Consider the following 14208-nt stretch of genomic DNA (forward strand, 5'->3'; position numbering starts at 1 on the left):
TTATTCCTGCAGGGCGGTGCCGACTTTGTCCGACGCCGACCAGATGCGATAGCGCACTTCGACGTCCGAAGGCGCGTATACCACGACTGGCAGCTTGCTGTTGTAGCGCAACATGAAGCCATCACCGACGACCGGAACGAAAGCGCGCTTTTTCTTGCTGCCAGGCGGGCAGGCCATCATCGTGCTCATCGGGCCGATGACCTTTTCCAGGCGATAGAACGGATAGCCCCAGCCTTGCAGATTCTTTTCATCGAGCACACCGCCCAGACGCTGGCGATTGCAATCCACTTCGAGGGTTTTGCCGGCGAGAATTTCAACCTGGAAATTCTCTTCCTGCTCTTGCTTGGGCAGATGGATGACTTGTCGGGTAAACCCGGCTTCGGCTTTGGGATACGGCGCGATGTCTTCAATCTTGGCGGCGTGGGCGAGGGTGGAAAGGTTGGCGATCAACAGACCGGTGATCACGCAAACGCTTAAGGAATTCATGGAGGCCTCCGTGCGGGTTGAATTGCAATGGGAGACATTCTTGCCGTCATAGTCTTCGAAAGCAAATTTGCCCGAAGATTGCAGATTGCAGGGGACGGGTGGTCGATTCATGCAATTTGCAAATAGCAGGATACTGGCCACATTTCCAAGTGCTTGATTTTTAAGGGAGCAAAACGAACCGATCAAAGGCACGTTTTATGCGTTCGTTGGGTGAGGCGCACAGGATTTGGGCGCCTACACTCCAATGGGCATTTCGCAGTACCACCACTTGCCGCACCAGGGAAACAGCGGGGGCACACCCGTGAAGGCGCAGCAGAGGGTCAGCGTGAATACTTGATTGGCAATCGCACAGAAAGGAGAGGGTTCGCCATGTTTTTATCTGCCTTGGAATTACGCAACATCATTGAAAGCAGCTTCTTGCCGAAACGCTGCCAGTGCACGTTGTCACCCGACTTGTCGATGTCCGTCAAAGTATTTGGCGACCATCGAACCGACCAAGCCGATCTCTACGTCAGTGGAATCGACGCCAGCCGCCTGAACAGCTGCCGTGAAATCAACAACCTGGTCGCTGGCCTGCGTTCCGACCTCGCGCAACAAACCACGACCCATCAAACCAGCGCTCGTTCTCGAGCTGTTTAACCCACCGTTTCACCCAGTTCGACCGTCACGCGCCGGGCCTGCACAAAGCCAAGGCCCAGCGCGAACTCGACCAGCACCGCGAGCAAAATTCCGGGGCCGGCATGGCCATTGAGCCATTCGCCAAAACCCAACGCCGCCAAACCGAAACAGCCGACGATAAAACCATTGCTCAGTGCACTGCGTGCCACTGACGGCGGAGCATTGCGCAGCAAACAAAACATCACCGCCAACGCCGCAAACAGCACCGCGCTGCGCCTTGCGACTACGCCAGTGCCTTCCGAATAGCCAATACTCCAGATCGCCAGCAACACCTCTGGAAAAAATCCCCAGACCAGCGCCAGCAGAAAACACAGGATTGAAGTGAAGCTCGACAACGTGCGGAACGACAACTGCATGGCCAATCCTTGCGGCAGTAGGGAAGGCCCCGAGCATAACCGCCGAAGCCACCCCAAGCCTATGGCCAACCGGAAAATCAGAAGCGTCTGTCAGTTCTGTTGACTGCAAGCGTCAGATAATTTCCTGTAACTGATTTGTGCGGGCTTGCCGGTGTTGTCGATGTATTTCATGTCGGCGGTGATGACTTTGCATTCCGAGGTCGGCGGCTCGGTTAGCGAAAGCACCTTTGCCACGTGGAGAGGCATGCCGTATTGGTAGGGTGTTTGATTCGATGTGGCGGAGGTGACGTTGGCTTGGGCCAGTGCGGCGTATGAGCTGCAGGCGAGGGTGGCAGTGAGCAGGAAGGGACGAATGTTCATGAGAGGACTCCAGCCTAACGGATAGGCGCCCGGCACGAAGCCGGGCGAGCCTGCCGCACTGGGCGTCAGCGGGGGAGAGCTGAGGGTGTGCGGTGATATGGAGTCTCTGACTGTGGCGTTAAGGCTGAGTTAACCGATGTGAACATGAGCTGAGTTATTTACGGTTGCTTTTCCCTTGTCTCGGGCATTTGTCGTTTGCGATATGAATCATTAGGGTACGGGCTTTGACGTGCTCAAAAAAAATTAATGATAAGGCTGTACTGCTAAATTTCAGTACCCTAACTTATCTGGAAAAAACGAGAGCGGTGGGTGAGTGGCCTTCCACGTTTTTGCGAGTTCTTTTGCTTTTTTTAATTGCTCTTTTGACAGGTTTTTTTCTATGTCAGGTAATGTGTCATTGACATCTCGTGTTACGTTACCTCCGCCATTAAGCTCCAGCAGATTTGAAAGTAGAGCAAAGGACTTAATTGGGTCGAATGCGAAACCGTACTTGGAGTTTTCTTCACCTATGTAGGATGCATATCCAAATACACCTTCTACATAGCTTGAGTCGGCGGCTTTCTCGTTCCAGAATCTGAACGAGGCTAGATCATTTTTTTCTATCATGATTGCGGCTAACCCCATCATTGCGAGTGGATAACCATTTTCAGCGGACGCCTTCATCCATCGTTCGATAGCTTGTTTGCGCCTTGAGGGTAGTAAAAATGAGCCACTCCCTTCTTGGTACTTCGTCGCCAGACGGAACTGAGCAAATGCGAATCCGTTCTCTGCGGATTTCTCCAACCATTCATCGTTGCCCGTCATTTCATATAACAAGTACATCGATTCGCTATCTCCCTGCTTTGCTCGTTCAACGGCAAGGCTTTTAGCTTTAATCACCCAGCTGCTGGCAGAATCTTCACCTGGAGGACAGTTTTTCATGGTCGTACACAAATCTTCTCCAATCCTTCCAAGGCGAAACATGGCGTAGATGTTCCCCTTTTTTGCGGAGCTTTCGTATGCTTTTTTAGCCTCCGGAGTCATGTGACGGTTGTTTTTTCTTAGCGCTTCACCGAGATAATAAAGTGCTTCATCGTCACCGCCGTCGGCTGCTATTTGTAATGGTTCAATTGCGGAGATGGCTTTGTATTGATTGTATAGTTCAATGCCCTTGATCTTTGCCTGAGATTGTTCGTTTGTAAGCGCGTTTGACTGGGCTGATACTAGGCTTAAAAATGTTAACGCAGTTGCCAGCAGTTTCATTGAAATCTTTGCCTAATCATGTGGAGTCGTTCATCAAGGGCAAGGGCGATAATTCATCGGGATGAAATCTCGGGTGCGGATCACCTAAAAATATACTCAATTACTCAGCTTGTCGGGGAAGAAAGACAGCGGTGGGTGAGTGGTTTTCCATTGTTCAGCGACGATTTTTGATTCTTCAATTTGTTCTGGTGTCATCTTTTCAGAAATTTGTTCGATTTTACGGTCAACATAATCTTGCACGCCACCGGCGTCACCGAGTTCTTTTAACAAAGAGAAAATAGCGTAGCCTTTGACTAAATCCAAAGAGTAACCTACTTTATCTGGCGTATGTGAAATGTACGCACCATAGTTACTCATTGCAGCTTGTTCGCCTGTTGCGGCAGCCTTCTCGAGCCAATGTCGAATGCTCGCCATGTCTCCTTGCTTATAAAGCGTCTCTAGATATTGCATCATAGCTTTAGGGTTGCCACCTTCCGCAGAGAGTAGCAGCCATTTTTTGACCGACGCTTCACGTGCTCCAGGAGTAAAGAAGTAACCCTCTCCCTGCCTTTCGCTGATCGCCATCCAATATTGCGCGAGCGGATAGCCTGCATTAGCAGATTTTTCTAACCAATGGTGATCCAGCGTGATTTCGTACATCAAGTATAAAGATTCAGGATCGCCATCATTTGCCTTAGGTAACGTTATTTTTTTTGCCTCTACGAACCATTCTGCTTGAGTTTTTTTTGACGACGGGCAATTTCCCATCGTTGCGCAAAGATCTTTTTTTGCTCGACCCAACTGAATCATTGCGTATATGTTTTTTTTCTCTGCTGCCGATTCATACCAAAATTGGGCTTCGGGAGTCATGTATCCATTTTTCTTTCGAAGAGCTTCGGCAAGATAATACTGTGATTCTATTGCGCCGTCTTTTGCCTCTCGCTCTAGCTGTGGAATGGCCGCATCTATTTTCATCTGGTTGTAAAGAATGATTCCGCTTGGTCCACTTTGCTGAGGGACTGAGGATGCATTGGTAAAATTGGCGCTATACGGCGATACTGAAATCAAACCCAAGCTGAACATTAGAATGATTTGATTTAATTTGATTTTTATTAGTCTGTTCATTGGTAGCCTTTTAAATAGGGTGTCGCCCCACTAAGCGAGTAGGTTGGTGATGGGACATAATTTTGTTGACAATAATCGGCCAGATTTGCGCCAAGTAATTTTGCGTGCGATTTATAGTTTTTACGTACTTCAACAATTGTATCGTCAAAGAGGCTTTGAACGCTTTCCGCCATGAAAGTATCTAGTGACATACGATTTTTGCAATACTCTTGTTCTCCAGCTTGCTCTTTTATGCCAAACTCATTCATTGACATGCATGCGAGTTCAAATTGTCTTTGTGCTTTGTCAATAGTGTTGGTTTTTTTTGCATTGTTGACTATCCAGCGCAAAATTCTTTCTATGGCTTTTTGCTGGAGAACATGGCCTTCGGATTGACTATATGTGCGACCCTTGTCAGATATGCTATTGTTTTCAGGACTGGCTGTAGTAATTTTAAACTCTTCGGGCTGGCTTATAAGCGTTCTTAACAGTGGGCCCAGCGCGTTAGGAATTGCATTAATAATCCACTCTTCGAGCTCGCTTTGGTTCTTATAATTCATGATCGCGTCCGCAATCGGTCCGCCCTTGCCACGTCGCGTCAGAGACTCATAAAGACCCATCACAACATCCCAACGCATCATGTATGCCATTGCCACATTCAATCCGGCAACGCCCAAAGCGTTAAGTGCGGAGGCATACTCACTCGCTTCAGGATCCATCCACTCAACTTTACGGCCTTTGGTCTTATGCAGCTCTTTGCGATATATGTTAATGAGGTCGACCACCGCCTCATAACCCACTTCAAATTTGAAACTACCGTTAGCGCCCGGTCCAAGCACTACTGTTGCCTTCAAATTAAGAATGAACCGTCCTTTATCAAGAGAAACCTGAGCGTTCCCTTGAAATCCTGCGCCTAACGCGATTCCTACGGACCCGCCCAATTTTGCAAGCGTCAGCCATGGATTGGCTGTCCTTGCGTCTTTAGGACCGCTTATACCCAACGATGGCGCGGTACTTCGGGCGACGAGCTCTTTTGGCGGCGCCCAGTTTAGTGCACCAGTGAGCTCAATAGCGGCTTGCAAACCGCCGAATACGTTGAAGCTTGCCTTCGCGCCATTTTCGATTTGACCATTGGCGAGGCGACCAGTCGACATCTGACCTGTGCTCAGGGTGCCCGCAGCGGTGGGGGCTTTTGATTGATGGACGAGATCTGGAGTAGGACTATCGTCGCCACTGTCGGCTTTTGCTTGCTTGGCGGCTGCGTGATCGGCGCGCTCCTGTTTGGCTGAGGCATCTTCACGCTGTGCGCGTTTGACCGGGCTCAGTGAGGCACCGTATTTGACGTTACCGAAGATAGGGCTCAATTCGACGCTGCCGGCAAGTAGCAGCGAAGCACCAGCATATCCCCACGCCTTCACGCCGAAGTGGAAGGAGAAACGCCCAAAATTCATTTTTTGTGGGCTACCGTCCAATAGGTAGTCGAGCGTGATTTCCTGTGCGCTCGCTTGGGCGGGCATATCGACTTTCATCAATTCCACTTCGCCGCGTGCCAAGTCGAGGCTCATCCCCGCGCTGGCCGACGCTTGAAAACCTTCTGCAGCGCTGATGGGGGGGCTTTCCAGCTTCACTTCAGCGTGAATGCTTGGTTGTGGAGGTGTCAGGCAGCGAACGAACTGCGCCTGAGGACTGGCATCGAAGAGTCTCACTTTACCGCGTACACTTTTCTGAAACACCAGCTGCTGAAGATGCTTACCCCAATTGGTAAGAGCTGCCTCGTCCTCTAGTTCAGTGACCTCATAGCCTTCCTTTTTTAAGTGAGCGTAAAAGTCTTTGGCTTTGAACCAACCTTTTTCATCGAAACAGTCGCCGACCTGATCGCTGAACTTTACAGCGCCCTGAGCCAACAGCCATTGGCGGAACGAACTGAGCTCACTGTTTTTATCAGAACCTTCAGTGGCATCTGTCGGGGGACTTTTAAAGGCCTTGGATACAGAGCCAGGGACTTTTTTGAAGTCCTCTTTCATTATTTTTTTTGCGTCTTTCAGGTTCGACATACTGAACCAGCCCAACGGAGTGCCCTTGGCGTCCGAAAGGCTGACTTCGCGCAAAGGAAAACCAGGTTTAACCATGCGATCTACTGGCTTGGGCTGGAACGCTTCCGGCTCCCAGATCAGATAACGTCGGGGTTTCGTCGCGTTGACATTATTCTGAGCGGCTGTATAGAGGTCTTCTTTGATTTTCTGCAGTTGGTCCCACTTTGCACGCTCTGCTTCCACCAAACCTGCAGGGGCCTGGGCATTTTGGCCTGTTGCTTCGATCCAGCGTTTGTACTTGTCCTGAAGTTGCGCAGTTGCTTCCGATTGCTTTTTCTCTGTATCCAAATACAGCTTGAATTGTTCGATGCCAGAGGCAAGGCCGTCGTTTATCAGCGCAAACTCTGGAAGCGCGATTCCATAATCGGAAGCCTTCATGATGGATTCGGTGTAAGCGTGGTAATCAAGCGCATCGGCGTTTTTGTGTAGTGTGTAAACATAGCCGACCAGATCGGCGGTGCAGTCAGTCATGCCATTGCAGATATTGTCGTAACTTTTTTTCTTTTCCGCCAAGGCTTTGGCAACGTCTTCCAGCGATACCTGCTTGAAGTTTTTGTTGCCGAGGAATTTCTTGCGAGCCTCCAGATAAGCTTGCACGCGTGCCCGCGCTTCAATCGCCTCCTTGGAGTACAGCGAGCCGCTTTCGTAGGTGTAGCCTTCTAACTTAGCGGCCGCTACCGCTTCTTTTTTTAACGCGACCCACTCAGCCCGCCGCTTGTAAAAGTCGGCATATGCTTCGTGAACGCGCTGGTCAGTAGCTATGTCTGCCGCTAGACGGTCGAGGCGAGATACTGGCGTCTCCTCGTCCATGGACTGAGCAGGAGCGACTGCCGGTTTGTTTCCATTAGCTTCGTTCTGCCTTTTTTTGGCGGTGGCTGGATCGATTTCGATCTCATCGCCCATCGCTTCAAACTCTTCCATACGTGCACGCTGTGCGCCCGTGAGGAAATTACTCAACTTAGGTTCAAGGAAGTATTCCAGCAAACCAGATTCCTGCAACCCGTTCAGGCGTGCATCACGTGGTTTGCTGGGTGCAATCATTTTATCCAGGGCGAACATGGATTCTTTGATGGCGGACTTTGCCCGTTCGGGAAGCAGCCAAAATTCTTGCTCTTCGGTGGCATAAATCGCACTGGCAAACTTTTTCGAGCAGGGCGGCGCGTGCGGTTTGAAAGTCTTTGAGCTCTGATCTGGGGTGTCTTTGACAGGCTCCAGTTCAACCAGATCCTCCGCAGAGCACTGAGTTGCGGCTTCCGGGGTAGTTTGCGCAGGCGGTTGAGCTGCGGCGGGTGTCTGAGCGGCAGGCGCAGCAGGCGTTAGTGCGCTTTTCGGAACGCTCAGGTTCCATCCGACTTTGACGTTATCCGGGTTGGTGATGAAGGGATTCATCTGACGAAGTTGCGCCACAGTAGTGTTGTAGCGCGTAGCAATCTGGCCCAGAGTTTCGCCGGGCATCACAGCGTGATTTGTAATTTCCATGGTGATTCCGTTCTGTTGTCGCGTCGCCTTAGTGTTGGGCAACGGCGGCTGATTCCAGGAGCCGATCTACTTTGATAAACGACTCGTCCTTTGATTGCAGGATCGCCATGATCCCAGGCTGGGTCTCGAACAGCGGACCGTTCACGACATGGCCAAGCTTGAGCAGGTGATCGCCATCATAAATGTTGTTTTTGAGCAACATGTCGAGGTTGTCCGCCATGTCATTCAAGCGGTCATCGTCTGGCTCATTGAATGCTGTGTATTCCTCATCGATCCAGTACATCCAGCCCAGGCGCGCTTGTACTTTCGCGGCCGCCTCGGGCAGATTGAACGCCGCTCTGTCACCGTCCCACGTTGATTGATCGGTGGCTTTCCAGGTCAGCCATCGCCCACGCTCTTGACCGAAATGAATTGGAGCCGGGCTGTAGACCGCATCCCAGCAGCCTAGTAACTGATCGAATGCTTTATCGGCGGTGTAGGCCAGCGCAGCCCATAGACTCGGCTTGTGGAAACTCAGCAGACTTTGGCCACCTGAACCATCGTTTGCCTTAAGCAGCCAGCGCGCATGAGCCAGAGCTTTTCCAGGATCCCGGGTTGAGATTGCGATTCCCGAAAAGCGTTCCTCACATAGTTCCACAGCGACCTTTGCCACTTTGCCGCCCTTTGGGGCCACCAGCCACAATGGCTCGTCAGGAATCCCTGCAAGGTCTGTCCCTACAAACAGACCTTGAGCGACGACGGGTTCGCCTAATCGATAAAGACGGCCTAAAGCGTCAGGCTGGAGCCCTTGGTCAATGATGAAACACAGCGACTCGCTGGTAGCGGGCAAGTCAGAAAAGTTGTAACAAGGCTCGGCGAGGAGAGCGCTCAGCGCTTTTACATGCATGTGCAATCCTTACGGCTGCAAGCGCCGTTACTCTGTTTTCCACACAGCGGGGTAATACCTGACTCATTAAGACGGGCAGGGAGCGGTGTTTTCCCCGCCTTATCCGCATCCGCAACCTTCATCGGCCCCGGCAGCAACGGCGCCGCCGGCGTGCCCACCCCGGGCGAGCCGCCGGTATTGACCTTCACCTCAGCGCCGCTGATGGTCACGCCACCCGCATCGACCTTGACGAAGCTGCCTCCAGCCTTCGCGGTCAGCTCCATGGCGCCTTCGACCACGACTCTCTGGCCGGCGTAATAATGGATTTCATTGCCGGCCTCAACAAACTGCCCAGTCCCCACCTTCACATGCTGCGTCACCCCCACCGTCAGGTGATCATCCGCGCGCATTTCGCTGATGCGGTCCAGATGGGTGATCCGGTGTTCTTCGACCTTGAACTCGCTCAACACGTTGGCTTCAACAGTGTCATGTCGTTCGTTGCCGACGCGGATTTTCTGGTCGTGTTCGATGTTTTCGTCCCAGTCGCGCTGGGCGTGGATGTAGATCTGTTCGGCGCCTTTTTTGTCTTCGATGCGGAATTCGTTGTAGCCCTTGCCGCCCGGGGAGCTGAGGGTTTTGAAGGTGCTGCGGGTCTTGTTGGCCGGCAGGTCGTAAGGGACGACGTTTTCCTTGTGGTACAGGCAGCCGGTGACGAGGGGCTGGTCGGGGTCGCCTTCGAGGAAGGTGACGAGGACTTCCATGCCGATGCGCGGGATGGCAATGCCGCCGTAGGCACTGCCCGCCCAGCCGCTGGCGACGCGCATCCAGCAGGTGGTTTTGTCGTCGGACTGGCCGTCGCGGTCCCAGTGGAATTGCACTTTGATGCGGCCGTACTGGTCGCAGTGGATCTCCTCACCGGCAGGGCCGGTGACGACGGCGGTCTGGCTGCCGAGGACTTTCGGTTTCGGGTGTTCGAGGGCAGGGCGGTAGTGCGCGTCCCACGGGGTGGCGAGGAAGCTGTTGCGGTAGCCCTGGTGGAAATCGCTTTTGTTGTCGGTGACGTCGCTGGTGACGTTTTCACCGAGCACTTGCGGTTGTTTGCCTTCGTGGAAGACTTCCAGCAGCAGCCACAGGTCGTTCCACTCGGCGCGCGGATGTTCGGCGAGTGTGAGGAAATGGCCGCTGGTCAGCGTCGGTTCATCACCTTTGCCTTCGGCGAGTTTGTAGTCGCTGCGATGGCGTTCGAGGGCGCGGGTCGAGAGGAGCTTGCCGCGCTCGCGGGTGGTGAAGCGGCCGGGGTAATCGTAGTCTTCCAGGTCCGGGGCGAATTCGGATTTGACCGCGCCTTCGGGCAGCAGCTTTGGTTTTTCGAAATCGTAGTCGCGACGGCTGACGCGGGTGGTGCGGGTTTCCAGGCGCAGGTTAAAGCGCTTGATCACCGGCTTCTCGGCGGCCATGCCGGAGTCTTGCTGGTAGCTGACCGGCTTCAGTTTGCGGAACACCGTCTGGTCGTCGCCGAACACCAGTTTGTGGCCGCTGCTGCTGTGCTGGAAGTGGAAGTGGATGCCTTCCTCTTCGCACAGACGCTGGATGAAATGCAGGTCGGACTCGTCGTATTGCACGCAATAATCGCGTTCCGGATACTCGGCGCCGAGCTGGAAGCTGTAGGCGTCAGAGAGAATGCCGCGATCTTCCAGCACCTGGGCGATGATTTTCGGCACCGTCAGTTGCTGGAAGATCTGCTGATCATGGTTGTGCTGCAGATACGCCAGTTGCGGCATCAGGCTGATGCTGTAGCGGGTCAGGGTCTTGCCGGAGTCGCCCTGCTCGATGCGGTAGACCTGGCCGTGAATCTTGCCTTCTCCGGTGGCGCCGAAGGTCAGGCAGGCGCGCTTGTGCAGTAGCTCTTCGAGCTTCAGGTCGGGGCGGGCGCTGACCAGTTCGAGGTCGAAACGGAACGGTTCGTTGAGGGCTTCGCGACCGGTGAAGCTGAGGACTTGCAGGTCGGCGTTGGCGTCTTCGATCGAGAGGGTGATGTGGGTTGCATTGGCGTCCAGCATGCCTTGAATTCCGTCCGTTGAATAAGCAGGTGATGGATGTTGCAGGATTAGACGGCCTCATTCAAGGCGCAAATGGCGTAGGTGTGGGGCCTTGATGTCATAGGGAAAACCCTTAGGAGGGCGGTTTGGGTCAGTGAAATCGGGCCTTTCATAGACTTTGATGGTGTTTGAGAGATTGCCATCGCGGGCAAGCCCGCTCCCACAGGTTTCTCGGGTGTACACAAAATCGGCGTTCACTAAGGTCCTGTGGGAGCGAGCCTGCTCGCGAAGGGCTTCTACAACCAATGCCAGAACCGGCTCCAGAACCCGCGATTGAGGTCTTCCTTGCAGCCGGCATACTGCTGCGCATACAGATCCGAACGGTTCTGCACCTTGCGCGCGGTCGGCGGTAGCCAGGCTTTGCTCGCGTAGGTCTTGTTGCGGAAGCCGCCCCAACCTTCGTGGTAGTTCAGGTACTGGTTATAGGCGTCGTATTTGTACACGCCGTTGATCGAGGTGGTCTTGTCCATGTACCAGCCGACGAAGTCGATGGCGTCGTCGAAGTCTTCGCGGTCGGCCCAGTTGCGGCCGGTGCTTTTCTGGTAGTCGGCCCAGACTTCGTCCTTGGCTTGCGCGTAGCCGGACGCGGTCGAGACGCGGCCCCAAGGAATCACCCAGAGCAGGTATTTGCGCGGCGTCTTGGCGTCGTAGCGGTAGCCGGATTCCTGATACATGATCGCGAACGGCACCTGGATCGGCACGCCCCAGCGTTTCTGCGTGACTTGCGCAGCGTCGTACCAATCGCTTTTCTCGCGGAAGATTGCGCAGATGTCTTCCGGGGAGCGGGGCGGCGAGGTGCCGCAACCGCTCAGCAGGGTGGCCATGGTCAGGAGGGCGAGGATGTGCCTGTGATTCAAGAGCTGTTTTCCGTCGTGCGCAAAAAGGCCGACAGTCTACGCGCTCAGCTCAATTGATGACGATAGGGCAGATCCGGACCGGTTTTGCTGCAGGTCAGCGCGGCGGCTTGTACGGCGAACCTGAGCATGCCGTTGATTTGCTCTCGACTGAGCTGCTGGACGCCTTCTACCGAGTCCAGCGAATGTTCGGTCAGCCAGGTGATCAGCGCCGCCTGGAAGGTGTCGCCGGCGCCTACCGTATCGGCGATCTGAACCGGGTTGGCCGGCACCGACCACGAGCCATGGGTGCGACTGAACACCGTTGCGCCGTCGCCACCGCGTGTCAGGAACACGATCTGGCAGCGATGTTCGAGCCAGCCTTCAATAACATGCTGCGGATCTTGCTCGGGATAGAGCAGGCTCAGATCCTCGTCGCTGACTTTGATCAGATCGGCCAGTCGTACCAGCGTGGCGATGCGTTCGCGCCATAGCTCGATGTTCGGCTCGGGATTGAGGCGCACGTTGGGGTCGAGGCTGATCAGGCGTTTGCCGCTTTCGCGCTGGACCAGTTTCAGCAACGTGTCGCCAATCGGCTGCACCACCAGCGAAAACGAGCCAATGTGCAGGCCGCGCACCTCGTCGCCAAGTGTCGGCAGATGCGCCTCGCTCAGTTGCCGGTCGGCACAGCCTTCGCCACGGAAGCTGTAGTGCGGTGAGCCATTGGCGCCTACCGCGACCATCGCCAGGGTGGTCGGCGCGGCAAAATCCACCAGATAGTCCGGGCGCACGCCTTCGTCCTGCAGCACTCGCTGCAAACGGCGGCCGAGGTAGTCGGTGGACAGCCCACCGAAGAGCGCCGAGTCCACGCCCAAACGCCGCAAACCTACGGCAACGTTGAACGGCGAGCCGCCGGCAATTGCCTTGAAATTGACTTTCGAGGCCAGACCGCTGGCATCGTTTTCGCTGAAGAAATCAAACAGGGCTTCGCCACACACCAGGTACATAGTTGTTTGCTCGTTATAGGGTTGCGACATGCTGTTGATAGCGTTCGTAAGCCTGCTGGAACGCCGCGACATTGGCGGCGATCGGCAGGGTTTCACTGCGCGCGTCGAGTTTGACGCAGCGTTCGCACAGATCGGCCAGGGACACATCATCGCCGTTCGAGCGCGATGCGCACCACGCCGCTTGAATCGCCGCACCCAGTGCGGCGGCTTCGCTTTGCTCGGTGCAGATGACCGGGGCGTTCATGATGTCGGCGACGACCTGCCGCCACACCGCGCTCTTCGAGCCGCCGCCGATCAGGCAAATGCGCAGGCTTTGTAAACCATTCTGGCGAAGCAAATCCAGCCCGTAACGCAAACCGAAGGTGGTGCCTTCGACGGCCGCGCGGCACAGATTGGCCTGGGTCAGGTTGTCCATGGTCAGGCCATGCAGGCTGCCGGTGGCGTGGGGCAGGGCGGGGACGCGCTCACCGTTGAGGAACGGCAGCATGCTCACGCCTTCGGCGCCGATCGGCGACTGCGCGACCAGTTGGTTGAAGGTCGGCAGATCGAGCCTGAACAGTTCGCGAATCGCACCGGTGGCGTTGGTCAAGTTCATGGTGCAGATCAGCGGCAGCCAGCCGCCGCTGGAGGAACAGAACGTGGCAACCGAGGCATCGGCGCTGACGTTCGGCTCCTCCGAATAGGCGTAGACCGTGCCGGACGAACCGAGGCTCATGGTGATCGCGCCGGGCTGGATATTGCCGGTGCCGATGGCGCCCATCATGTTGTCGCCACCGCCGCTGGAAACCACCGCGTTGGGGTTGATGCCGAGTTGCTCGGCGATTGCCTGGAGGAGAGTGCCGACGGCGGCGTGCGCGTCGATCAGCTCCGGCAGCGCGGTTTGCAAACGGCCGCTGGCGTCGATGTCGCGCAGGATCTGCACATCCCATTGCCGCGTGCGCACGTTGAAATAGCCGGTACCGGAAGCGTCGCCGTATTCGCTGCAGGCGCGGCCGGTGAGCCAGTAATTGAGGTAGTCGTGAGGCAACAGAATCCGCGCGATGCGTGAGAACACATTGGGATGCTGCTCTTTGGTCCAGAGCAGTTTCGACACCGTGTAGCCCGGCGCAATGACCACGCCGAGGCGTTCCAGCGAACCTTTCTCGCCGCCCAGTTGTGCGAGCAAGCGCTCGTTTTCCGGCGTGGTTTCGGTGTCGCACCAGAGTTTGGCCGGACGCAGCACTGCGCCTTGCTCATCGAGCAGGACCAGGCCGTGTTGCTGGCCGGAGACGCCGACACCGAGGATCGCCTGACCGTCGACTTCTGCCGCTTGCAAGGCCTGGCGGGTGGCGCTGACGAAAGCGTCGAGCCACTGTTGAACGTCTTGTTCGCGGCGGCCGTTGGCGCCGCTGATCATCGTGTGCGGCGCCGCGCCCAGACCGAGCACCTGACCGCTGTCGGCGTCGAGGATGATCGCTTTGGTGCCTTGGGTGCCGCAGTCGATACCCAGGAAGAGCTTTGTTGTTGTCATGTATGGGCCTGTCAGATTGCGCTGAAGATCAAGAGCTACCCCCTCACCCTAGCCCTCTCCCCCACGGGGGCGAGGGGGAAAGGGAGCAGATTTTCATGCCTTTCACACTCTGTATTC

12 protein-coding genes are annotated in these 14208 nt (G+C 55.2%); 1 reads left to right on the forward strand and 11 read right to left on the reverse strand.

Annotated features, from left to right (window positions below):
* Nucleotides 1-486 carry a serine protease inhibitor ecotin gene (gene eco / locus AC0Z5Z_RS04305; RefSeq protein WP_485610739.1) on the reverse strand — a complete coding sequence of 162 codons (486 nt, stop codon included), beginning with the start codon at nucleotides 484-486 and terminating at the stop codon, nucleotides 1-3.
* Between the two features lie 369 nt (nucleotides 487-855).
* Here eco and AC0Z5Z_RS04310 point away from each other — a divergent pair, with 369 nt between their 5' ends.
* A complete protein-coding gene (locus tag AC0Z5Z_RS04310) occupies nucleotides 856-1125 on the forward strand; it encodes a DUF1652 domain-containing protein (RefSeq protein WP_016774885.1) in 270 nt (89 codons plus the stop codon).
* On the opposite strand, the gene AC0Z5Z_RS04315 is transcribed toward AC0Z5Z_RS04310, so the two are convergent.
* From AC0Z5Z_RS04315 to xylB, 10 genes are all read right to left on the reverse strand, one after another.
* Complete coding sequence (locus AC0Z5Z_RS04315; protein ID WP_076562707.1) at nucleotides 1122-1520, reverse strand: hypothetical protein; 399 nt, start codon at nucleotides 1518-1520, stop codon at nucleotides 1122-1124. The genes AC0Z5Z_RS04310 and AC0Z5Z_RS04315 overlap by 4 nt on opposite strands.
* A gap of 90 nt (nucleotides 1521-1610) precedes the next feature.
* Complete coding sequence (locus tag AC0Z5Z_RS04320) at nucleotides 1611-1880, reverse strand: DUF2790 domain-containing protein (RefSeq protein ID WP_095180120.1); 270 nt, start codon at nucleotides 1878-1880, stop codon at nucleotides 1611-1613.
* Nucleotides 1881-2150: 270 nt separating this feature from the next.
* The gene (locus AC0Z5Z_RS04325) at nucleotides 2151-3122 is read right to left on the reverse strand and encodes a tetratricopeptide repeat protein (RefSeq protein ID WP_485610740.1); all 972 of its coding nucleotides are present in this window, start codon (nucleotides 3120-3122) and stop codon (nucleotides 2151-2153) included.
* Between the two features lie 96 nt (nucleotides 3123-3218).
* Nucleotides 3219-4226 carry a tetratricopeptide repeat protein gene (locus tag AC0Z5Z_RS04330; protein WP_485610741.1) on the reverse strand — a complete coding sequence of 336 codons (1008 nt, stop codon included), beginning with the start codon at nucleotides 4224-4226 and terminating at the stop codon, nucleotides 3219-3221.
* Nucleotides 4223-7777: a LysM peptidoglycan-binding domain-containing protein gene (locus AC0Z5Z_RS04335; RefSeq protein ID WP_315435120.1), complete on the reverse strand. Its 3555-nt coding sequence runs from the start codon at nucleotides 7775-7777 to the stop codon at nucleotides 4223-4225. The genes AC0Z5Z_RS04330 and AC0Z5Z_RS04335 overlap by 4 nt, the downstream gene beginning before the upstream one ends.
* Before the next feature lie 28 nt (nucleotides 7778-7805).
* A complete protein-coding gene (locus tag AC0Z5Z_RS04340; RefSeq protein WP_476249480.1) occupies nucleotides 7806-8663 on the reverse strand; it encodes a DUF4123 domain-containing protein in 858 nt (285 codons plus the stop codon).
* Nucleotides 8654-10702: a type VI secretion system Vgr family protein gene (locus AC0Z5Z_RS04345; protein WP_485610742.1), complete on the reverse strand. Its 2049-nt coding sequence runs from the start codon at nucleotides 10700-10702 to the stop codon at nucleotides 8654-8656. Before AC0Z5Z_RS04345 ends, AC0Z5Z_RS04340 begins: the two co-directional genes overlap by 10 nt.
* A gap of 275 nt (nucleotides 10703-10977) precedes the next feature.
* The gene (locus tag AC0Z5Z_RS04350) at nucleotides 10978-11565 is read right to left on the reverse strand and encodes a transglycosylase SLT domain-containing protein (protein ID WP_041480414.1); all 588 of its coding nucleotides are present in this window, start codon (nucleotides 11563-11565) and stop codon (nucleotides 10978-10980) included.
* Between the two features lie 77 nt (nucleotides 11566-11642).
* Nucleotides 11643-12581 carry a carbohydrate kinase family protein gene (locus tag AC0Z5Z_RS04355; RefSeq protein WP_485610743.1) on the reverse strand — a complete coding sequence of 313 codons (939 nt, stop codon included), beginning with the start codon at nucleotides 12579-12581 and terminating at the stop codon, nucleotides 11643-11645.
* Between the two features lie 13 nt (nucleotides 12582-12594).
* Entirely contained in the window at nucleotides 12595-14091 is a 1497-nt protein-coding gene (gene xylB / locus AC0Z5Z_RS04360; RefSeq protein WP_485610744.1) for a xylulokinase, read from the reverse strand.
* Nucleotides 14092-14208: the final 117 nt, after the last annotated feature.

The organism is Pseudomonas sp. 1L-E-NC-VB-C3 (assembly GCF_057291535.1).

What these genes read in the sequence shown, in the direction of transcription:
- eco (WP_485610739.1), bottom strand. Translation starts at nt 486, where the DNA reads ATGAATTCCTTAAGCGTTTGCGTGATCACCGGTCTGTTGATCGCCAAC.
- AC0Z5Z_RS04310 (WP_016774885.1), top strand. Translation starts at nt 856, where the DNA reads ATGTTTTTATCTGCCTTGGAATTACGCAACATCATTGAAAGCAGCTTC.
- AC0Z5Z_RS04315 (WP_076562707.1), bottom strand. Translation starts at nt 1,520, where the DNA reads ATGCAGTTGTCGTTCCGCACGTTGTCGAGCTTCACTTCAATCCTGTGT.
- AC0Z5Z_RS04320 (WP_095180120.1), bottom strand. Translation starts at nt 1,880, where the DNA reads ATGAACATTCGTCCCTTCCTGCTCACTGCCACCCTCGCCTGCAGCTCA.
- AC0Z5Z_RS04325 (WP_485610740.1), bottom strand. Translation starts at nt 3,122, where the DNA reads ATGAAACTGCTGGCAACTGCGTTAACATTTTTAAGCCTAGTATCAGCC.
- AC0Z5Z_RS04330 (WP_485610741.1), bottom strand. Translation starts at nt 4,226, where the DNA reads ATGAACAGACTAATAAAAATCAAATTAAATCAAATCATTCTAATGTTC.
- AC0Z5Z_RS04335 (WP_315435120.1), bottom strand. Translation starts at nt 7,777, where the DNA reads ATGGAAATTACAAATCACGCTGTGATGCCCGGCGAAACTCTGGGCCAG.
- AC0Z5Z_RS04340 (WP_476249480.1), bottom strand. Translation starts at nt 8,663, where the DNA reads ATGCATGTAAAAGCGCTGAGCGCTCTCCTCGCCGAGCCTTGTTACAAC.
- AC0Z5Z_RS04345 (WP_485610742.1), bottom strand. Translation starts at nt 10,702, where the DNA reads ATGCTGGACGCCAATGCAACCCACATCACCCTCTCGATCGAAGACGCC.
- AC0Z5Z_RS04350 (WP_041480414.1), bottom strand. Translation starts at nt 11,565, where the DNA reads ATGGCCACCCTGCTGAGCGGTTGCGGCACCTCGCCGCCCCGCTCCCCG.
- AC0Z5Z_RS04355 (WP_485610743.1), bottom strand. Translation starts at nt 12,581, where the DNA reads ATGTACCTGGTGTGTGGCGAAGCCCTGTTTGATTTCTTCAGCGAAAAC.
- xylB (WP_485610744.1), bottom strand. Translation starts at nt 14,091, where the DNA reads ATGACAACAACAAAGCTCTTCCTGGGTATCGACTGCGGCACCCAAGGC.